This window comes from Carnobacterium gallinarum DSM 4847 (genome assembly GCF_000744375.1).
GTDB lineage: Bacteria > Bacillota > Bacilli > Lactobacillales > Carnobacteriaceae > Carnobacterium > Carnobacterium gallinarum.
On the sequence record NZ_JQLU01000005.1, the window covers coordinates 2,420,863 to 2,442,628 of the forward strand.

General features: G+C 30.3%; 16 protein-coding genes and 1 pseudogene. 9 read left to right on the forward strand and 8 right to left on the reverse strand.

The window, feature by feature from the left end; translation table 11 throughout:
• Window positions 1–90: 90 nt before the first annotated feature.
• Window positions 91–1,284: an ATP-binding protein gene (locus tag BR43_RS16065; protein ID WP_034563788.1), complete on the forward strand. Its 1,194-nt coding sequence runs from the start codon at window positions 91–93 to the stop codon at window positions 1,282–1,284.
• Window positions 1,285–1,826: 542 nt separating this feature from the next.
• Here the strand turns inward: BR43_RS16065 and BR43_RS20495 are convergent.
• From BR43_RS20495 to BR43_RS16080, 3 genes are all read right to left on the reverse strand, one after another.
• Window positions 1,827–2,129, reverse strand: a complete 303-nt coding sequence (locus BR43_RS20495) for a YdeI/OmpD-associated family protein (protein ID WP_245617877.1) — start codon at window positions 2,127–2,129, stop codon at window positions 1,827–1,829.
• 251 nt (window positions 2,130–2,380) lie between these two features.
• Complete coding sequence (locus tag BR43_RS16075) at window positions 2,381–3,313, reverse strand: alpha/beta fold hydrolase (RefSeq protein WP_034563790.1); 933 nt, start codon at window positions 3,311–3,313, stop codon at window positions 2,381–2,383.
• A 379-nt stretch (window positions 3,314–3,692) separates the two neighbouring features.
• Window positions 3,693–5,198 (reverse strand): helix-turn-helix domain-containing protein, encoded by a 1,506-nt coding sequence (locus BR43_RS16080; RefSeq protein WP_034563792.1) that lies wholly within the window; start codon window positions 5,196–5,198, stop codon window positions 3,693–3,695.
• 305 nt (window positions 5,199–5,503) lie between these two features.
• On the opposite strand from BR43_RS16080, the gene BR43_RS16085 reads away from it, so the two are divergent.
• A complete protein-coding gene (locus BR43_RS16085) occupies window positions 5,504–7,465 on the forward strand; it encodes a SpaA isopeptide-forming pilin-related protein (RefSeq protein ID WP_051934003.1) in 1,962 nt (653 codons plus the stop codon).
• Between the two features lie 226 nt (window positions 7,466–7,691).
• On the opposite strand, the gene BR43_RS16090 is transcribed toward BR43_RS16085, so the two are convergent.
• Entirely contained in the window at window positions 7,692–7,901 is a 210-nt protein-coding gene (locus BR43_RS16090; protein ID WP_034563794.1) for a hypothetical protein, read from the reverse strand.
• Window positions 7,902–8,174: 273 nt separating this feature from the next.
• On the opposite strand from BR43_RS16090, the gene BR43_RS16095 reads away from it, so the two are divergent.
• From BR43_RS16095 to BR43_RS16115, 5 genes are all read left to right on the forward strand, one after another.
• Complete coding sequence (locus tag BR43_RS16095; protein ID WP_034563796.1) at window positions 8,175–9,278, forward strand: NADH-dependent flavin oxidoreductase; 1,104 nt, start codon at window positions 8,175–8,177, stop codon at window positions 9,276–9,278.
• A 359-nt stretch (window positions 9,279–9,637) separates the two neighbouring features.
• Window positions 9,638–12,418, forward strand: coding sequence for an AAA domain-containing protein (locus BR43_RS16100; protein WP_034563798.1), 2,781 nt, complete (start codon window positions 9,638–9,640; stop codon window positions 12,416–12,418).
• 22 nt (window positions 12,419–12,440) lie between these two features.
• Entirely contained in the window at window positions 12,441–13,835 is a 1,395-nt protein-coding gene (locus BR43_RS16105; protein ID WP_034563800.1) for a hypothetical protein, read from the forward strand.
• Entirely contained in the window at window positions 13,828–14,559 is a 732-nt protein-coding gene (locus BR43_RS16110) for an ABC-three component system middle component 1 (RefSeq protein WP_034563802.1), read from the forward strand. Before BR43_RS16105 ends, BR43_RS16110 begins: the two co-directional genes overlap by 8 nt.
• Entirely contained in the window at window positions 14,549–16,858 is a 2,310-nt protein-coding gene (locus BR43_RS16115; RefSeq protein WP_034563804.1) for an AAA family ATPase, read from the forward strand. The genes BR43_RS16110 and BR43_RS16115 overlap by 11 nt, the downstream gene beginning before the upstream one ends.
• 495 nt (window positions 16,859–17,353) lie before the next feature.
• Here the strand turns inward: BR43_RS16115 and BR43_RS16120 are convergent, their stop codons facing one another.
• Window positions 17,354–17,938 carry a hypothetical protein gene (locus BR43_RS16120; RefSeq protein WP_034563807.1) on the reverse strand — a complete coding sequence of 195 codons (585 nt, stop codon included), beginning with the start codon at window positions 17,936–17,938 and terminating at the stop codon, window positions 17,354–17,356.
• Window positions 17,939–18,143: 205 nt separating this feature from the next.
• Between BR43_RS16120 and BR43_RS16125 the strand changes: the two genes are divergently transcribed.
• The gene (locus tag BR43_RS16125; protein WP_034563808.1) at window positions 18,144–19,016 is read left to right on the forward strand and encodes an Rgg/GadR/MutR family transcriptional regulator; all 873 of its coding nucleotides are present in this window, start codon (window positions 18,144–18,146) and stop codon (window positions 19,014–19,016) included.
• Window positions 19,017–19,051: 35 nt separating this feature from the next.
• On the opposite strand, the gene BR43_RS16130 is transcribed toward BR43_RS16125, so the two are convergent.
• Entirely contained in the window at window positions 19,052–19,255 is a 204-nt protein-coding gene (locus BR43_RS16130) for a helix-turn-helix transcriptional regulator (protein ID WP_034563810.1), read from the reverse strand.
• An 8-nt stretch (window positions 19,256–19,263) separates the two neighbouring features.
• Complete coding sequence (locus BR43_RS16135; protein WP_034563812.1) at window positions 19,264–19,560, reverse strand: DUF6442 family protein; 297 nt, start codon at window positions 19,558–19,560, stop codon at window positions 19,264–19,266.
• 581 nt (window positions 19,561–20,141) lie between these two features.
• On the opposite strand from BR43_RS16135, the gene truA reads away from it, so the two are divergent.
• On the forward strand, window positions 20,142–20,882 hold the full coding sequence (gene truA, locus BR43_RS16140) for a tRNA pseudouridine(38-40) synthase TruA (RefSeq protein WP_034563815.1): 741 nt from the start codon (window positions 20,142–20,144) through the stop codon (window positions 20,880–20,882).
• A 337-nt stretch (window positions 20,883–21,219) separates the two neighbouring features.
• Here truA and BR43_RS16145 read toward each other — a convergent pair.
• Window positions 21,220–21,756, reverse strand: a pseudogene (locus tag BR43_RS16145) (GNAT family N-acetyltransferase).
• Window positions 21,757–21,766: the final 10 nt, after the last annotated feature.

Genomic DNA, 21,766 nt, shown 5'->3' on the forward strand with positions numbered 1-21,766 from the left:
AATTTATATAAAACACCATTATTTGAAGTTAACTTCAAATAATGGTAAAATTAACATTGAATAGAAGTTTACTTCGAAGGAGTGATAGAGATGTTTCAAAGACCTACTTACCTTAAGCAACTTATCCAATTTAAAGATTCTGACTTCATAAAGGTTATTACAGGAGTACGCCGTTCTGGAAAGTCAGTCTTATTAATGCTTTTTAAGGAATACTTACTACAAGAAAATGTACCTGAGGATCACATCATTTACATGAATTTTGAAAGCTTTGACTATCAGACAATTACAACTGAAGAAAAATTTCGTAAAAAATTGAATGAATTGATCCCAAAAGATAATGAAAAAATTTATTTGTTGTTTGATGAAATTCAAGTTGTGGAAGGTTGGCAGCGAGTTGTTAATGGTATTCGAGTTAGTTTCGATAGCGATATTATTATTACAGGTTCAAACGCAAACATGTTATCAGGTGAATTAGCGACACTTTTAAGCGGACGCTATATTGAAATTCCCATTTATCCATTTTCTTTTCATGAATTTTTAAGCGTAAAAGGAATTGAAGCAAAATCTCGTAAAGTAGATGGCGCTTATGATGAATACGAAAAATATGGTGGATTTCCTAGTGTTGTCATTGCAGAGGAATCTATTAAAGATACTATTTTATCTGGGATATTTGATACAATTGTTTTAAATGATGTTGCGTTAAGAGCAGGTGTAAAAGATCCTACAGCCTTAAAATCAATCATTCGCTTTTTGTCAGATAATGTTGGTCAGTTAGTTAATGCATCAAAAATTGTGAATACTTTAAAAAGTGAAGGTGTTGAAACAACTACTCATACTGTAAATCGTTATTTAGATTTGCTTGAGAATGGCTATTTATTTTATCGAGCCAAACAATATGATATTCGTGGACGAGAATACCTTAGAACTAATGGGAAATACTTTATTGTAGACTCTGGATTACGTAGAAATGCTGTTGGCAGAAAAGACGGTAATTATAGTAATCGTTTAGAAAATATTGTTTATATAGAATTAATGAGAAGAGGTTATACTGTAGATGTCGGAAGACTTGATAGTAAAGAAATCGATTTTGTTGCAAGAAAACTAGATGAGACTCTTTACGTACAAGTGGCATATGAATTACCAAATAATACACATGAAACGGATAACCTTTTAAATATCAAAGATAATTATAAAAAAATAGTTGTAACTGGTAGATATTATGATGTAGAGCAAATAGATGGCATTCCAATTATTTATATCGTCGATTGGTTATTGTCAGAGTAGCCGAATCAATTATTAGAAATGTTAAGTGAAGTTCATTTTTTGGTAGTATCACTTATTTTAGTATTTGTTCCAGCTCGCAAATTCTTACTAAAATCCCCAAAAATATCCATTTTATTCTTGATAAAATAGTTCGAAACTAACTCAAAACTAACTACAATTGGCAAAAATTAACGGGATACAACAGTATTCACTAGAAAAATAGAATACTGTTATATCAACGTTTAGAGCCCCTTAGAACCTTCAGAAAAAGCTAACTTTCTGCTGGAAGGCAGTGTGGGGTAAAGCCTTTTTTAGCGCTAGAAACGTTGATTTATCAATGTTTCTGGTGCTTCTTTTTTTCAAAAAAGCAAACTAACATCAAAACTAACTACAATTTCTTTTAGAAAAGATTGTTTTCCTTTTTAACTAACAACAAAAAAACGATCAAGTTATTTTTGATCGTTTTTTGTTGTTGTATTTTATTACCAGGTTATTTTTTTAAATGAATGATACACCATTCGTCTTAAATCGACTGTACTACTTTTCTTAGTAATTAAAAAAAACTAGAGTCTCAATATTTCTCCTTTTTCCCATGAAGTAATGAATCGATTTAATCTTCTTATCTGCGTTTCTTCTTTTTTGGCACTCATGATCCACCAAATAGAATCTCTTTTATAAGAAGGTGGAAGCTGATTAAAAAATTCCCAAGCGCTTGGATTTTTTCTGATTTTATCTTCATATTCTTTTATCAGAGTAACATTCCTATGAACGGAAGAATAGCCTGTTTGATCCTTTCTTTGATTAAAAATAGTCAGTCCTTCAGGTCTCATTTGATTGAGTTCTATTAGTTTATGCACCTTTTGCACATTAACTTTGCTCCAGAGGCTATTTGGTTTACGTGGCGTAAAACGGATTTTATAGCGATCTTCGTCAACTTTTTTTCGTATTCCGTCAATCCAACCAAATGATAGGGCACAATCTACTGATTCAGACCAAGTGAGACTAGTTCTGTTGGTCTTTTTCTTTAAAAAAAGGACCCAAACTTCGCTAGCTGTTTAGTGATGGCTGTCTAGCCAATCAATAAATTCTGTTTGACGACTAAAAAATAAGGCTTCACTCATTTTTCCAGCCATTCTAAAATCATTTGATTGAGTTCTTCAGGTTTTTCTTCTTGAATCCAATGACCAGTGTCCAAACTCTTAACATCTATATGAGGTACAAAATCTTTTATATTTTGAAGTGGCGGAATGATATCTTTTTCGCCGTATACCATCAATGTCGGCTGATGAAGAATAGGAGATACAGCACCTAATATATACCAATTACGATTGAGGTTTCTGTACCAATTGATGCTTGGAGTGAAACCGGTCTTCTTGAATCCGGAGATATAAATAGCAAGATCCTCATCGCTCATCACAGGTTCTCCTAATGGCTTGGTTGCTGTCGCTAGATGAATCATTTCCATTCCTTTTACAGGACCTTGTAATGGAACATTTTTCCGATATAAGTTATGAAGAAATTGAGCTATATTTTCGTCTAATAGAACATCTGCAACACCTGGCTGTTTGTTGAAGTGAACAAAATAATAGTCCTCTCCAAAAACATCTTTCATAAAATCAATCCAAGGTTTCTCGCCACGAACTTGGTAAGGCAAACATAAGTTAATCATTTTACGAACACGTGCTGGATGCAGCAAAGCCATGCTCCAAACAACACTTGCGCCCCAATCATGCCCCATAAAAATGGCCTCTTTGTACTGATAATGATCCAATAGAGCAACAAGATCGCCAGTTAAATGTTCAATATCATAGTTTGTGACTTCTTTTGGACAAGAAGAGGACCCGTACCCGCGTTGATTAGGTATAATAACGTGATAACCTGCTTCTACAAGAGGAGTCACTTGATGTCTCCAAGAGTAGGCATGCTCTGGCCATCCGTGGCAGAGAACGATAGGTTGCCCTCCAGTTTTTTGTCCAGCTTCAAAAACTTCTAAATCCACCCCGTTTACAGAAATACGTGTTGGTGTTGGAAATGTATCATTTTTTGTCATTTAATAGTCCTCCTAATGAAGCTAAAAGTGTCTTACAAAAACAATCGTATCATAGAGGTGTGACGACAGTCTGTCAGCTTTGAGAAACTTACTTAATAATAGTTGTGAGTCATCAAATTGAGTTTAGAAACCATTTTTTTGAGCTAAGAGCTTTATATGTTCTCCAAAATTAAATAAAGGAGAGAATAATCTTTTTTTCGGGGAATATAGCTGTAATAAGAACTCACTTACTTCTAACATCGTAATCTCTTCTTTATTTAGAACTTTCCCCAGAGGAGACTTCATTGCAAAGGGAAAACGTTCAAGACGATGGGTGTCATTGGTGTTGGCTCATTAAAAAATACAGTCATCTCAGGATAAGATTTTTCTATTTCTGGCTTTAGTAAATATTTTTAAAAAAGGATTTTCTGTAAATTATGTTCGTCACAAATTGTAATAACTTTTTCCATTCATCATAATCATAGGGATTTTCAAAATAGAACCGTTCAGCAGTGAATTCGTCACCTTCGTAAGCGTCAGATATGATTAGATCTGCAATATATGGATTATGAGTAATTTCAATAGAATCTTTGCTAAACGTTGTTTGTAGAGACGTAATTAGAGTTGAGCCTGTATAGACATTTTTTGAAAATTGAATATAAATTTTTACCTTAGATGGTTTACTGTTGATATCAAAAATAAAGTATAGTATATGACTTAGTTGTTTTTTTAAGTCATCTGATAGAGTTGCTATTTGCTGTTCAAATACACGATCAGACAAAAAATCCACTATTATTTTATTATTTTTTTTGAAATTTGTATCTATTTTTGAATGTTTTCCTTTTGTTTCTAAGTAATTTTCATGAAAATCAATAAAATCAACATTAATGAATTGAGAGTAAGTAAAAGACATTAATAATAAATAGTAAGATTCTATATATCCTTCCTCTGTATAGTCGAATGCAGCATGTTTTGAAAAAGCTGTCATGATACAGCCTACATCCATCGCAACTTTTAAGTCGGATCCTTCATAGCGGGCTACAATTTCTTTCTTTTTTTCAAAAGTATCTATGTCAAAAATTAATCCTCGAACTAAAAAACAAAAAAATATCGATTCATTTTTTATTATAGATGAATCACTGTCATTTTTCCCTGTGGCAAGAATAAAATTAGGTTCGTAGAAGAATTGTATGTCTTCTAGAAGTTCAGGGCTCAAATTCACAATTTTTTTTCGATAATATAGTCTATAAAGTGTGATACCTTGTAGCATTTTTAATCTCATTTCTTGTGAGGAAGATAGGTATGGCTGAGTTATTAAATTTTTCTTTATGTTATCTAATTGTAAGAAAGATTCTGGCATTTTAGAGCTAAAAGGATTTTCTTTATGTGTTTTATTCGCAAATGAAATAATGACATATAAAAAAAATCTAATACCAAGCTCGCTTCCTTTGAAACGTCCGGTATCGGAAAACGAAATTTCGCCATTAAATGAATGGGCTATTTTGTTGAGAATTGAGATTTTATTATAAACGGTGGAGGAAGCAAAATTTAATGAGTTTGCTAGTGTATCAATGGAGTTGTTCGTTTGAATAACTTGTTCAAAAACTAAAAAGAGAGAGCTTTTTTTTATATAATATTCTTTTACACTATCAATAATAAAAGAGTTATCAATCATTCCTTCTTTTTTTATGTAGTAGTTTCCAGTAGTAGAGGCTAAAAGCTCTATCGAAGTAAAAATGGACGATAAATCATAGCTTAGTTCGTCAATATATCTGAGAGCAGAATTTTTTGAGATATTCATACTAGTCATAATATCTTTTAGGAAAACTCTTTTTTCTGCGGTAATAAGCGAATGTAAGAGATCAACTTTAAAAAGCTCTTTCTTGCTAACAAAGTATTGAAGCATCCGCTTTCATCTCCTTATAAATTTGATTAACAACTAATTAATTTCAACCTAGTTATCTAAAAAAAAGATGTGGATCAAAATTATTTGAAAATGAGTGTAAAAATAACAACTAAACTATAACATGACACTTATTAAATTGCAATTGTTTTATATAGCACAATTGGATTCTATAAACATGAAATAAATTGTTTCAATAACAAGTAATCAGTATGTGGTGTTTTATATTATAGTGTAATGGTATATGTTTATAGTTGCTTAAATAAATACCAACATATAACAATGAGGCGTAATGGAGGAGGAAGTATATGTACTCAAAAAAAATACCAACTATATTCAGTGTTTTTCTTGTTGTAATGGGGATTTTTAGTAATTTGGCTTTAAATGTAGAGGCTACTGCAGCTAAAGATTATAGCAATCAATTTATCACAAATGCTGAATTACAAGATGAAAATGGCGACCCGCAAGATCATTTTGGTCTACATGCTACAATGATAGCGCATTACGAATTTGTTATTCCTGACAATGTATCTATTCATTCGGGGGACTCAATGACGGTAACATTGCCACCAGAATTAACAATTTCGGGTAGTTTAGGTTTTGCAGTAAAAGATCCGGCTGGAAATGTTATTGGATATGCTACTGTGGATAAAAACACTGGGACTGTTGCAATTGTGTTTACCGATTACTATGAAAATCATCCAAATGAAAAGAAGGGGTCATTTGATATATTTACTCAATGGGATAAGAGTAAGGTAACTATTGATGATGAGGTAGATATTGATTTAGGTACAGGTGGGAGTTCAATTATTATTGATGATGACAATTTAATTGGGCCTGATGAAAAGTTAACCAAGTGGGGCTGGGCGGATGATAATGATCCGACTTTAATACATTGGGTAGTTAGAGTGAATTATGAAGGAAAGGAGATTAAAAATGCAGTTTATACTGATTTTATAGGCAGCAATCAAATTCTTGTTTCAGGAACGATTGAAGCGACATTAGGTACCTATGATGGATCAAATAATTATATTTGGGATTCTAATTTAGATCCTTCAAATATCGTTGAAGGTGTAGATGGATTTTCATTTACAGTTGACTATGGCGATTTAACGAAATCATCCGTTATTTATTATGATACACGTGCTACAGATGGCGGGATATCTAGTCAATATGAAAATAAAGGGAAATTAATTGGGAGCAATATTAATGAAGTAACAGTTGACGTTTATACTCCTGAAACTGGTGGTAGTGGTGGAGGAAGTGGAACAAATCAGTCAGCTATTTTAATAAAGAAAGATAAACAATCATCTCAGGTGTTAGAAGGAGCTATTTTTAAATTAGTTGATGCATCAGGTAGTACGATTAAAGAGAATCTTACAACAAACATCAAGGGAGAAATAAAGGTAGATGGGTTAGCAAAAGGTTTCTATTCTTTTGTTGAAGTTCGCGCGCCAGAAGGCTATATATTAGACGCTACTCCTCAAACTTTTGAAATTGTAGCGAATCAACAAAAGGCAGTTCAGATTAAAATGACGAATGAGCTTTATCAAGGTTCAGTAATGCTAACGAAAATGGATAGTAAAACTGGAACTAAATTGCAAGGGGCCGTATTTAAATTAGAAGATAGCGCAGGAAATGTCGTTCAAAGTGATTTGATAACAGATGAATTCGGACAAATAGCAGTAGACGGACTAGAGTCAGGAAATTATCAATTTGTGGAAATGAAAGCTCCAACAGGTTATATCTTAGATCAAACACCACTAGTTTTTACTATTGAGGCAAGTCAAACATCAGCCGTTCAAGTTTCAATGGTTAATGAACTATGTAAAGGTGGGGCTGTTTTAACGAAGAAGGACAGTAAGACAGGAAAAGAATTACAAGGAGCTGTATTTAACTTACTGGACAGTAAAGGAATCGTCATTCAAAGTAACTTACTCACAGATGAATCTGGAAAAATAATAGTGGAAAGTCTAGAGCCAGGAGACTATCAGTTTGTGGAAACTAAAGCTCCAGAAGGCTATGTTCTAGATCAAACACCAGTAAACGTTACTATTGAAAAAAATCAAGAATCACTCATTCAAGTGTCAATGACAAATAAATTAGTTGATAGTGAAAAAGTACATCAAGATTCAGAGAATCAAAGAAATTTTCCAAAAACAGGTGAGGAAAATTCAATAGTAATAGTATCAGTGGGGGCTGTTTTAAGCTTATGTGTTCTACTGTTTTCTCTTTTTAGAATGAAGCATAGGGCAAGTGTAAAAATCTGAAAAATTAGTCGAGAGGATTTTTGGATTCTGTGTCAAAATAGCTAGAAATGAACTTTAAAAATTATTATGAAAAGAGTCACTAACTTGGAGCATGAATCCAGAGTTAGTGACTCTTTTATGATAGCTATTTTCGTTGCTTAAATAAGAGCTTATTTATTTTAAAATTCTGCTAAAGTTATATTCTTTTCCCTTACAACTCTTCCAAATCAACAACATTCTTGCCAAATCATTCTTTTCCTACCAACGATTCAAAAGTAGTTTTATAATTAGCTATAGCAAAAACCTCTTCTTTAGCAAAGTCTAGTTCCCATGAACTCAATGGAACCGCCATGACTTTAATTAGAGCTTCTCTTTTCTTAGCAATAGGTTTAGCTACCTCACCGATGCTAATTTTATCAATGTCTTTTTTGTTTATATCTACTACAAAACTTTTCATCTGTTTACCCTTATTGTTAAAGAAAATAGTGGAAATGAAAGGGAAATAAAGTTGGTTTTTCTTAGAATAAGGAATGATAAATTTTATTAAAAAAGTATCTAAATAAAAGATAGAACTGCTATAAAATAGCAGTTCTATCTTTTTTAGTTGATTCTGATTATAAAATGTTTAATTTTAAAAGAAAAAAAAGTGTGTATTTTAGATGGAAATAATGTATAATAATATATAACTTACAAAAAGTAAGTGAAAAATAAAAATTCGGGGGAATGAATAATGACGAGAATACAGGATGAACTAAGATTAAGATCGGGAAAGACATTAAAAAACAGACTGGTTATGTCGCCGATGACAACAACGCTGAGTTTTCATAATGGTAAAGTTACCAGTGACGAGGTCAATTATTATGCGAAGCGATCAGGGGATGTGGGCATGATAATTACGGGAACTTCTAATGTAAATGCGCTAGGAAAGGGCTACAATGGTGAATTAAGTGTCGAGAGCGATGAAATGATTCCAAGTCTGACTAAAATTTCAAATGGCATTAAAAAAAATGGAACTAAAGCGATTCTACAAATATTTCATGTTGGACGGACGGTTGCTGCCGAAGTTTTAAATGGGGAGCAACCTGTGTCGGCAAGTCCGATTGCTGCAGTTTATGCAGGAGCTCAAACTCCAAGAGCGTTATCAGAAGCTGAAATAGAACAAATTATCAGAGATTTCGGTTTAGCTACTGAAAGAGCGATTAAAGCGGGCTTTGATGGAGTTGAAATTCATGGTGCTAACAACTATTTGATTCAGCAATTCTTTTCTCCCCACTCTAATCGAAGAGACGATAAATGGGGTGGAACTAGAGAAAAGAGATATTTATTTGCTGAATCTGTTATTGCATCTGTGACGAAGGCGGTAGCGAATGCTACTGATAAACCCTTTATTGTAGGATATCGTTTTTCACCAGAAGAACCAACTGAACCAGGGATTACTTTGGAGGATACGTTATATTTAGTAAATCGACTTGCGGATGAAAAACTTGATTATTTACATGTATCGTTATCAGATTATAGTAAATTGCCTCATTCGGAAAGCCATCAAGAGAAAAGTCTATTACAGTATTTATACGAAACGATTGATTCTCGGATGCCGTTAATATCTGTTGGTAATGTTAAAACGAAGACAGATGCAGAAGAAGCGCTGAAGTACTCGGATTTAGTCGCGGTGGGCAAACAAATGATTATTGATCCAAGGTGGGCTGGAAAAGTTTTAAATGACAAAGAAGAGCTGATTCGCCATTATATTGTGGAGGAAGAACGTGATGATTTGGTGATCCCCGACGCACTTTGGGACTTTATGCAACCTATGTTTAAAGGGTTGATAAAATAGAGGGAAGATAAAAGAAGGAACACTCTCTGCAAGGAGGGTGTTTTTTTAGGTTGAGGTTATATTTTTAAAATAAAAGATCTAAGTAATTTTGATTGCTCATAAGCAATAAGTCCATTCTATTTGAAGTTTCGTTATTTTTTTATTATAAGAATGTTATATATATCTATCAAAAAAATTGTATATGTAGTAATATAAAGATGCGCGTTTTTTATTAAAATTTATATTAATGATATAAAAATAACTATCTAGAGCTTTTTTTGATCTACCATAAATAATTGAGTTTATGAAAGTAGAAATAAAATTTATTTACAACAACAATTAAGTAAACATATTATATTTGAAAGTAAAGGGATGATATTTTGAATATACTTCAATTTTTATATGAACGTAAACAAGATGGTAAATTATTTGTATTTGAGTATACCAATAATAATGGATACACAAAAAATCATGAAGTAATAAAAGTGGATTCTATTTCAGACAATGGTAAAATAGTTCGCTTATTAGTTGGAAATAAAAATTTTAACTACTCCATAAAAAAAATGAGAAAATGCAGAATTTTAGAAAATTATTCAGAATTTGAAGTAAGTGAGTTATCATCTGTGAAGAAAGAAAATAAAAATAAAGAATCGGTTCCTTTCCAAGAATTGAAAAATAAAAATTATATATACTTGCAAAATCTTACTGATATGATGATTGAAAGAAATATTTCAAATCATGGTTTGGAGGAAAGTTTAGGACTGAATTATAGTTTAAATCACATAAGAAATGAAATACTTGCGGAAGGAAAATTAGTTTATCAGAAAAAAATTTTGAAAAAGTTTTTAGAGGGAAGTACTGCAGAAAGAAAGCTTAGTCTAGAGCCAGAGCTTATTCTTCCATTCTCTTCAAATTTATCACAAAAAGAGGCTATCAAAAATGGTTTAATGTATGATATTTCTGTCATTCAAGGTCCACCAGGTACAGGAAAAACACAAACGATTTTAAACATTATTTGTAATGCAATAATAGAAGGTAAAAAAGTATTAGTTGTTTCTAATAATAATAGTGCTATTGACAATGTATATGAAAAACTTAGTAATTTGGAGAATTTATTTGAATTTTCTGTCAGGTTAGGTAGCAACACACCTTATATTAAAACATTCATGGGTGAAATAAGCGGAAAAATTATGAAAGACAGTAAACAGACAGTACAAATAGATAAAAATATTGAAAAAATTGATTTAGCTAAACTTAGAATTCAGATAGATAAATATGAAGAAGAGTTGGCACACTTGATTACACAAGAAAATTTATTAAATGAATTGCGGACACAAAAAAGACATATAGAAAAGAAATTAACAACTTATGGAATCGAAAAGAATAATATTACTGTGAATCGTTTTTTCATATTTCCTAGTCAATTGAAGAATGAAATTAATTTTTTAAGAAAACAAAGGACTAAATCGGTTAATCTTTTAAGTAAAGCCTACTTTAGGTTAAGGTTTTCTGCTCCAAAAGTAGATATTGAGAATTATACCCTTTATCAATGGCGCCTAGAGAAGTTATATGCAATAAAAATGATTACTTACTTAGAGACTAAAACTGCTGAAATTCCTAAGATTCAAAGAGTGCTTAAAGATAAATACGAACAATATAAACTTAAATCAGTTAATCAAGTAAATAATTTTGTTAGTACTAGGTTTAAAAATAAACAGCAAAATATAGTGGAAATATTAAATTCTTTAAAAAATGAGGATGTTAAATTTTCTAAGATTAAGAAAGAAATTTTAGATACTTACCCAGTTATTCTAACAACATTAGATTCAGTTGCATCAAATGTAGGATATAGAAAATATGACGTAGTGATTGTTGATGAAGCCTCTCAAGCAAATCTTATTTCAATATTACCAACATTAAATACGGCTGAACAGATAATTGTTGTTGGTGATTCAAATCAACTTTCTCATATTGTTAGTAATGATATTCAAGAATATGATCGGAATTTGTCAGAAGTATATGGAATTGACAACAATTATAATTTTTCAAATATGAATTTTTTAGATTCAATAATGAATGTTTGCCGGCCACCAACAGTGCTTTTAAAAGAACATTACAGATGTGATTTCAATATTATTAATTATTGTAATAAAAAGTTTTATGATGGTATGTTAAGTATTTACTCAAAAAATACATCTGTAGATAGTTTAAAGATTATGCACTTAAATAAAGAAAAAAATTCTAGTAAAGGTATAAGAAAAAATGGTGAAAACAGTTACTTTAATAAAATTGAAGAAAAAGAGATTGTTACCTATTTAAAAAATAATGCTGAGAATGTCTCGGTAATAACACCTTATGGAAAACAGGAAGAAAATTTAATTGCTGCTTTACCAGAATTAGAACAGTATATTGGAACTATTTATAAGTTTCAAGGCAGGGAAAATAAGAAAGTATTACTTTCTACAGTTTTAACAAAGGAAAGTCAGCATCTTGAAAATAATGATCTTTTGGGAAATAAAACAATAAATGTTGCAGTTTCTCGTGCAGAGGAAGAGTTAATCTTGTTTACTCATGATTCTTTTTTTAAAGAAATGAACCATGGACTAAAAGATTTGATTGAATACATTGAAACATATGGTAGTGTTCTTGAATCTAATGTAAATTCTATTTTTGCTTATTTATATAAACAACTTCCATATTACAAGAATGAAAAAGGTTACGATAGTTTATGGGAAAAGCAATTATACAGCATTATGAAACAAGTGTTGCAAGACTATCCAGGATTTATCATTCAAATGAAATTATCACTAGCTGATATTGTGAGGGATCAGGAATTTTTAGACGCGAATATAGAATTAAAAAGGTTTGCCCTCAATAAGAATACTCATTTAGATTTTACTATTATTAGTGAACTTACAAATAAACCAATTTTAGTTATTGAGTTAGACGGAAAGCATCATGATGAACACGAACAGACGATACGCGATGAGAAAAAGGACAAAATTTTACATCATCATGGTATTCCTATTTGGCGTATTAAAAGTACGGATGCTTTAGAGAAAGAAGAGATTCGAGCGAAACTGTATGATTCTATTTACGATGCTAAGCTAGAAGAGGAGCTTAGTCATTTTCTTACAAACAACAATTGGAAAGTAAATTAAGTGAAAAGGAAGGTTAAAAAAAGTGAATAATGATGCGAGTGCAAGTTGGCATGGTTTTGAGTATCAAGGCAAAGTTACACTTTATCAGGTACTAAAACGAATCAATTGTTTATTAGAAGAAGGAAAACAGGAGGAAATTTCTCGATATAGCTTTTTAGTTGAAGGTGAAGAAGATTTTGATATTTTAGAAGATGGAGAAATAATTGAATTAAATCAAGTGAAGGCACAATATTCAAAGCAGAATATTTCTGGATATATGGATTCTGTCATGAAATTATACGCTAGAAGTTCAGCACAAAATAATGAAACTATTCAGTTGAAATTTCATAGTGTTGTTGAAATAGCAGATTGGGATAGAAAATTTGAAGAAAGATATCTAAATGAATTAGAAAAGTTAAAAAAGAAACATGAAGAGAACAAACTGACTTCAGGAGATACAGAAATTTATCAGTACTTACAAACTATTCCTTATGATAAGGTGAAAGAAAAAATTTGTTTGGAAATATATGATATTGAAAATCAAAGGAAGCAATACTGTCCTTCAGATGTCATTGAAAAATTGCTTGAGGAGGAGATAGTCAAGAATTTTGAATTGAATAATCAAGCGGAGAAAGCAGATGATGCTGAAAAATATAAAATTACTTTGTTTTTCTTTATAGGCGATCATATAAGAAAAAGAGCTTCTAATGATAATGAAAATAAAGTCATTGAATTTTTTGAAATTCAAGAGTGTATCACTAAGGATGATGTTTTAATACCTAAAGACAAATATTTATACGCACAAATTGTAAACAGATTGTGTAATGATTGTTTAGTAGATTATTGTAAATACAATTGTGATGTCAGAGAACAGTGCCAAAGTATTCATAAGTGCTATTTGAAACCGAGTTTGTTCAATACTTTAAAGGAATTAGATTTAAATGAAGCTGTAGATGTAATTAGGAAAATGTTCCCACATGTAGTGATAAAAGATTATTTTAAAGATAATTATAAAATTGATGAAAGTGGATTGAATTTTATATATGATGAATTTTCAAAGAGTAATTTTTATGATTTATTGAAATTTGATAAAAATAATAAGCAATATTCGATAGCGCATAATAACAAAAAAACTTATTTCCCAACAGGTATAGTGGGGGAAGCTAGTGATGTAGAAAAGTATAAAGATAAATTTAATGAAAACATAGATACTAGTGTCTTTGATGTTACTAAAATATATGAAGTGAATTACTTGATTACTAAGAATTTAGAAACGGGTATAAATAACCAAGAAGCTTTTTTTAGTGAACGATTAGATGTTGAATCTGATTTTATTAGCGAAGAATTAGAAGAGATTAGTGGGAAAGAAAAAAGAAATCAGTATATTATTAATTTAAGAAAAATTGACGATGTTAGGGAGGATTTAATAAGTGGATAATCAATTGAAAAAAATATATACACAATTATTTTCTGAATTAGGATATGTTAAGGATGAAAAAATTCATGACTATTTCTTTAATGAAGAGACCAATTCATTTTATACGTGCTCTATCATTGATGAAAATGAGAGTAATCAAGCTATTGAAAACTGGGCAGTGGAGCAAGAAAGATTGTTTCAATTAGTCATGGGAGCACAAGAAAATCCTCATCGTATAAAAAATAACACTACCCATTTAGTTTTTTATGTTACAGAAAATGAAAACCAAAATTTTATTTTTGAGTTAGAAGAAGATGAATATTATTTCAAGAAAAATGTTATTGTTCTTACTCAACAAGAAATTACTGATTTTGAAAAAAAATCTTTGGATAGTGGATATAACACTTATAAATTATTTTTAGAAAATACAATAGATAGTAATGATCTTTTTAAAAACTATAAGGAAAGCAAAGAGAAAAATTATTATTCTATGATTCTGAAATTTTATATCAAAATACCCTCTTTATATTTATTTAAATCTGTTACGTCTAATGAATTAAAAACACTAAATGAGTCAATTGAAGAAAATTTAACTGAAGAAGAGTTAATTGGATTTAACAATCAAATAATTGGAGATATTAATGAATATATTTCACAAAATTCTGAGCAAGATGCAGAACTTAAAAACTTTGATATTGAAACTGTTTTAGAAAAATGGATAGGAGAAGATAACTGTGAAAAATAAAATAAAATCGATTTCATTTGAAAATTTCAAGTTATTTTCAGAAGAAAAAAATATAAAAATGCCAACAGATTCATTATTTATTTTAGATGGCCCTAATGGTTATGGAAAAACGACTATTTTTGATGCTATTGAAATTTTAATTAAAGGTGAACGAAATCGCGAGGAAAGTTTAGATACGACCTATAAGGTTAGGAATAAAACATTACCATTTGTTAACGATCGAACAAAAAAAATTGTCATTAAAGGAATTTTTGAAATAAAGGGTGAAGAACATTGCTATCTAAGAGAATTTGAAAAGGAGAGCACCAAAGGAGTAAGTCAGAATATAAAAAAAGCAAGTGTATTATATAAAATCAGTGACGGTGAAAGAAAAGAAATTGATGATGAAATAATGTATCAAGAATTAGGCTTAAATTCAGATGGTTCTAATTTCAATTTATTACATTATGTTCAACAGGAAGAAAGCACGGCTTTTTTGAAACATAGTGAAAAAGGTAGAATGGATGAAATCGGAAAACTTTTTAATACTAGCGAATCAGATTATGAATTTAATAAAATTGATAAAGTAAGACGGCAATTAATTAAAGTAAAGAAACAAATAACAGAGCAACTAGACCAATCAGAGAAATTAAAAAATAGTTATACAGTAGAAAAAGAAGATAAAAAGATGGAGCCGGAAGCTTATCTTCAATTGTTCAATCGGTTGAAAATTCCTTGGGATAATGAAGAATACTTTTTTGAAGAGTATAAACATGTACAAGAGGTTACGACACAATTAGAAGAATTAAAAGAATTAGTTATCTATAAAAATGAATTTGGAATTTATCAAAAAAATAAAAAAATCATGAACTTAGCAAATCAAGATTCACTTTTAAAATTAGTGCTTATTTCCCCTGATACTTTAAAGAAAGAAGAGCAAATCAAGATACTTGCAAAAAATGTAATAGATAATCAAAAGTGGCTTCAACAAACAGATGACCAAAAAATAAATTGGCTTTTAGAGGATAGATACGTTTATGCATTTGACTATCTAGAATCTTCACAAGAAATGTTTAAAGAATTACATGCAGCCATTCTGAAAGACAATAAAAATATTAATGACAGTGAAAAGTTATTAATGAATATACAGCAAGCTAGAGAGAAACTACACGAAAAACATCAACAATTTATTGAAGAAGCAAATGGAAATGATATTCTATGTCCTTATTGTGGAGAAGCCTATTCAATCGAGTCTTTAGAAAACGCTTATCAGTTAGCAAAAGAGTTCTGTAAAGGAAACAATGAGTTAGCAGATAATGTGCTCGAAATGGAGAAGCAACGTGATGAACAAATTATAGAATTAACAACAGCTATGGAAAATTTTAATAAAATAAATCAGGGGAATCTAATACTTTTTGAATGGATTATTGCAGGAGAAGGAGTAAAAGATAAGTTAGAAAAAAGTAAGATATATTTAGAAAAAGAAAAAATAATATATTCTGATTATTTAGTAGATGGACATACCATTGTAACAGATGGGCAAAAAAACTTAGCTCTTTTAAAGAATAAAATTCAAGAATTAAAAGTCAATTTGAGTACTGAAATGGAAGAAAAGATGGAAAAAAGAAAACAATTATTTTTAGATTTCTTAAAGCAAGATGAAGAGCAGCTAAATGAATTGACAGTTGAAAGTATTGAATCAAAACGAATATATATTGAGAATAGTTATTACGATTATGAGAAATCAAAAAGGGATAAAGAGATTGAGAAATATAAAAAATTAGATGCTAAAAATCAAGATTTAGGTAAGCTAAAAGAAAAAATTGATGAGATTCATAGTATTTATACTAAACAGAAAAAGAATTATTTAGAAAACTTGCTTTCTAATCTTGAAATTACTTTGTATATCTACACAGGGAAGATTATTCAAAATTATCCAGGAGGATTAGGTATATTCATGAAAATAGAATCAGAGGGATCTTACCTTAAATTTCTATCGGATTATCAAGATGATGTTGATATTTTTGCTAAACTAAGTACAGGACAATTAAGTGCTTTTGTAATCTCACTAGTATTAGCAATGAATCGGAAATTTTCAACGGAAGAATTGCCGTTGCTATTAATTGATGATCCAGTCCAGTCGATGGACGAGCTAAACGTGAGTGCCTTTGTTGATTTACTAAGAAATGAATTTAGCGATCACCAAATAATTGTTTCTACTCATGAAGAACGTATTTCAAACTTTTTCAAGTATAAATATAAAATGTCTAATTTAGATGCTAGAAGTTTAAATGTAAGAAAAGAATTAAATTTTAAATAATTAACTTTTTAAGTAAGTGGGAAACGCTCTTCCTTATAATAAAATTGATCGTAAGTAAAGGGAGAGATTCTCAAAAAAGGAAAAACATGTAGAAATTCAGTGATCCTGAATGTTTACATGTTTTTCCTTATATATAAGAACGTTTTATATCAGTAATTAAGTATCTCCTCTGAAAATAGCAAATTAAAAAATTTAAATTCAATATAAAAAGCTATAGATATTTCCCAAAAAATTTGGAAAAAACTAGTACTATATTTTGTGATAGGTTATACTTATTATTATATAAAAAAATTATTTTATATAATGATACAAACTTAGATTTCTTCTTAGTAACTTATTTTGTATAAAATAGTTAATTTTATTTAGTAAAGAAGATTTTAAATAATAATATAGTCAACAAAAAATAGGTTATAACTCATCAAATAATTTAGTAATGAGCTATAACCTAATAAATTTATTTTTGAAAAATCTAGAAAATAAGAAATATTTTAATAGTTAAGGAATATTTACATTCATAGTCCAAGATAATCCAGGAATATTCGTCATTAAATTGACTGAATTGAGTCCATCATTAATTGCATTGAAGACAACGTAAGCTACCATTGCGTCTAAAGCAGCAACAGCAGCAACTCCCAAAGGTCCAGTAGCTGCTAATTCTGAAAGATAAGCAGTTAAATAACCAGCTGCAAATGCAGCTGCACCGGTAGCCCCTAATCCTTTAATATAGGGTCCAAATTTCAAATGAAAACCTACTTGACCACGTACAGTGATATCAGAACTAGTACTTTCCTCAATCATTGATTTAAGATAATTGATTTGTAGAGTATTAAAACCTAGTTTTCCTTTTAGATCGGGATTATTATAATCTAACGTAATTCTTCCATTAGAGTCTGTATAATAGTAATCAGCTAAGGCTCTCAGGCTGCCTTCCATTCCTTTAAATAAGCTTGCATCCTCGCTAACACTTTCTTCAGTAGGATTAGTTTCTGCTGCAAATGCAGTAGTAGAGATTGCTACAACGGATAAAGAACTAAATAGCATACTTGCACAAACCAATTTTATTAAATTATTTTTAATCATTTGAACATCACCGCTTCCAGTTTATTTATTACTAATTTTAAATAAATCAAAATGCTTTAATCAACAACAACTATTACTATCCCTTTAAAAAAAATCATCAAATTTTAAGGCCTCCTTTAGAAGAATGTTTTTATTACATTTAGAATTGTATCGTATAATTAATTAAAATTAATATTTTATTTCATATATGAAAAGAGTGGAAAATATGAAAAGAATGCCCGGTGAAGTTTTTAAAGAATTCCGAATATCAAAACATGAAACCTTAAATTCGGTAGCAAAAGATATAGTTTCCGTTTCTCAGCTTTCAAAATTTGAAAGAGGGAAAAATGAAATTACTCTTCTAAAGTTTTATAAGTTACTTGAAAGGATCAATGTTTCTATTGAGGAATTCACATTATCTTTAAATTTATATGAAACAGATTCGTTTATAGACATATTAAAAGAGGTAAGGCATTACTATCAAGAGAACAACGTCAATAAATTAATATTCTTGTTTAAAAATGAATCATTTCTATATAAAGAAGAAGGTCAAGTTAGTCATAAGTTGAATTCTATATGTATCAAACAATTTATCTATGACTTAGAGGAAGGTAGTAACTTTTATATAACAAATAATGACAGGATTTTCTTTAAAAATTATTTGAATTCGGTTGATATGTGGACACATTATGAGTTGTTATTATTTGCTAATAGCTTTAAGATATTAGATTTAAAAAGTAGTGTAAAATTGTCAAAATATATGATTCAAAATATTGATATTTTTAAAAGTATTTTTCAGTATAAAAAAATATTAATTGAGATATTGCTTAATATTTTTTTATTATGCATTGAAAATAGAGATAGAAAATTAGCACTTTATTATAAAAAAATAATTAGTAATTTTTTGCTAATCGAAGAAACCTTACTTTATGAAAAGACAATTTTTCTATTTATGTCAGGATTATACATTCATACGATTTTAGATAGGAAAAGTGGAGTGACAGATATGGAAACGGCTATCAGCATCCTTTATAAACTAGGAAGCATTGATTTAGCAATGAATTATGAAGGATATTTAAAAAAAATAATAGATGAATAGAATTTTCACTTATGAAAATCTTATTCATCTATTAATCAAAAATAAAAAACATCTTCAAATTTTTTATCTAAGGCTAAAACTAAAAGTAAGGCTAATTTTGCAGAAGGAGTAAATTCACCGGTTTCAATATTACTAATGGTCTGCCTTGATACACCAACTAACTCGGCTAACTGGGATTGATTCAATTTCTTTTCGGCTCTGCATATTTTTAAATGATTTTTTAAAGTTAGTTTGTTCATAAGTTATGTCACAAATAACGAGAAAATAAGACGACACCAATTGTAATAAAGATGCTCATTACATAGATATGGACTTTTTCCGAAGATTTTTTATATGATTTATACTGATAAACACCAATTGATGAAACCAAAATTCCTAAAATATCAAATGGATTTTCCTTTTTTAAAAAACGAATAATTAATAAAATAACTAGAACAACATAGAAGTATACTCCAACTGACGCTATAGAAAAATAAAAACTGTACTTTTTGCCTTCATCAATCTTTTCATTTTTAGCCTGAGCTAAAATTTGATCTTTTCTCATAGGACACGTTCCTTCGTCTAAGTGATTTTTTTGCTTTAAAGATTAACTAAAGTATACTCAATTTTACTTTTTTGTCAAGCTGGCTTGTCATTTTTAGAGAGTATTTTCAAGATAGGGTTCATAGTATTTTTATAAATTTAAGCTTCCATCACCCCTCTACACACCTCATCCCACTCTCAAACCCTTTCTTAAAGGTTTTATAATACACCATCTCGGCAAAGTACAAGTCCAAAAAGTCCATATCTTATTGTGCCAGCTCCATCACCAATAATGAGGAGAAATTTCTGGTAAAAAAGGTTACAACAAAAGAGTAACTGCTTCGGTCTAATAAAATTTCGCTAGCAACTTGATTGGAAATCTGCCTAATAGGTCTGTCTACAAAGATAATTTTTATATGGAAACCATCTCTTGATTATAACGAAGATTTTAGAGGAACCGTGAATCTATTGAAACCCTTTATTTTCTGCCATAAATTTATTGAATAGGTAGTCAGCTAACTGAATTTTTGTTATGATGAGTCTGGAAAGACAGTTGATGTCTAGATAGAAATAACCAGAGAAACAAGAGGAGTAAAAAAGAATATGAGAACTATTAAACTAACAATTGAATACGATGGCAGACGCTATCTTGGTTGGCAACGACTTAGCGATTCAGATAATACCATTCAAGGAAAAATCGAAGGCGTTTTGACACAGATTACTAATGAAAAAATTGAAATTATCGGTTCAGGACGAACAGATGCCGGCGCACATGCTCGCGGGCAAGTAGCTAGTTTTAAATTAAATTCAGAGATGGATTCGGTAAAAATGCTTGATTTGTTGAATCGTTATCTTCCTCGTGATATTGTTGTCAAAAAAGTAGTAGAAGTTCCAGAACGATTCCATGCACGATACAATGCTACTGGGAAAAAATATAGTTATCATGTTTGGAATGATCCGATTCCTTCAGCTCTTAATCGTCATTATAGTTTTCATTATCCGAAAGAATTAAATCTTGATATTATGAATCAAGCCTGTAGTCGATTAGTAGGAATCCATGATTTTGCTGGTTTTTCTTCAATTAAAAAATCAAAAAAATCAACAGTGCGCAAGATTGAGGAGCTTTCTGTTGAAAGAGAAGGCAATCTGCTTCATTTTACTTTTGTTGGGGAGGGATTCTTATATAATATGGTGCGAATTATCATGGGAACTCTCTTGGAGATTGGTACAGGAACGATGAAATTAGATGTGATTGAAGAGATTTTTGAGAGCAAAATCCGACAAAATGCAGGAGAGACGGTTCCGTCTCATGGACTTTTTCTAGATGAAGTTTATTATAAATAAATTTGATGTAAAAAATGATTCAGTGAGACTAGTTTTATTAGTTTGGAAAAAGTTGATTTTAGAATAAATCTGAATGGGATAGTTCTCTATCAAAAGAGACTATAGCCTTCAAACAGATGTCTTAGATTATTCAAAAAGAGCATGAGGCAAAACTATTTTTATAGAGCACTTTGTCAATAAGGTCTGATGAGTTAAAGTGAAGAATGACTATGAATGAAACGATTTCGTTTCATTCATAGTTTTTTGTTCTTTTATTTCAATAAGATGATTCATCAGCCGTTAAATGATAGAGCCTGTTATAGTTTATCTCATGCTCTAAATTTTCTCTCAGACTTTTTTATTTTCCCCATTCTTCTCGCAATACCCCATATTTTATGGAATCAAAATAGTGTCCTTGGGTATAGCGAACTTTACGAATTCTTGCTTCCAGAGTCATGCCAACTTTTTCACCTAAATGCATCATTCCTTGATTACCAGACCAAGTAGTAAAGCCGACTCTTTGAATAGTTGGATGTAAGGTAAAGAGATATGAAATCCATAGTCGTAGCGCTTTTTCTCCAATTCCTTTAGTCCAAAACCGCTCCTCATAAATGACGATTCCACATTCTAACTACTGTTTTAATTGACCATCTTCCCAATAAGAAGTAACAGTGCCAACAATTTGGTCATGATAAAGAATCACTCCCCGATTTACATTACCTACCGCTCGCTCTCCAAAACTAGTAGAAAATTCTATCCAGTTTAAAATTGGGTCTTTAAAATAAGGACCATCCCATTTTTTCCATTCTAAATCAGCACGAGGTCCATAACTTATTTCCCATAATTCTCTTAAATCGCTTTGTTGAATGAGTCGAATGTGAACGTCTTGTTTCATTTAAATTCCC

Excerpts from the sequence above, each read along its gene's own strand:
- truA (WP_034563815.1), top strand. The coding sequence starts at position 20,142 with ATGAGAACTATTAAACTAACAATTGAATACGATGGCAGACGCTATCTT.
- BR43_RS16080 (WP_034563792.1), bottom strand. The coding sequence starts at position 5,198 with ATGCTTCAATACTTTGTTAGCAAGAAAGAGCTTTTTAAAGTTGATCTC.
- BR43_RS16090 (WP_034563794.1), bottom strand. The coding sequence starts at position 7,901 with ATGAAAAGTTTTGTAGTAGATATAAACAAAAAAGACATTGATAAAATT.
- BR43_RS16130 (WP_034563810.1), bottom strand. The coding sequence starts at position 19,255 with ATGAACAAACTAACTTTAAAAAATCATTTAAAAATATGCAGAGCCGAA.
- BR43_RS16065 (WP_034563788.1), top strand. The coding sequence starts at position 91 with ATGTTTCAAAGACCTACTTACCTTAAGCAACTTATCCAATTTAAAGAT.
- BR43_RS16125 (WP_034563808.1), top strand. The coding sequence starts at position 18,144 with ATGAAAAGAATGCCCGGTGAAGTTTTTAAAGAATTCCGAATATCAAAA.
- BR43_RS16095 (WP_034563796.1), top strand. The coding sequence starts at position 8,175 with ATGACGAGAATACAGGATGAACTAAGATTAAGATCGGGAAAGACATTA.
- BR43_RS16120 (WP_034563807.1), bottom strand. The coding sequence starts at position 17,938 with ATGATTAAAAATAATTTAATAAAATTGGTTTGTGCAAGTATGCTATTT.
- BR43_RS16135 (WP_034563812.1), bottom strand. The coding sequence starts at position 19,560 with ATGAGAAAAGATCAAATTTTAGCTCAGGCTAAAAATGAAAAGATTGAT.
- BR43_RS16075 (WP_034563790.1), bottom strand. The coding sequence starts at position 3,313 with ATGACAAAAAATGATACATTTCCAACACCAACACGTATTTCTGTAAAC.
- BR43_RS16085 (WP_051934003.1), top strand. The coding sequence starts at position 5,504 with ATGTACTCAAAAAAAATACCAACTATATTCAGTGTTTTTCTTGTTGTA.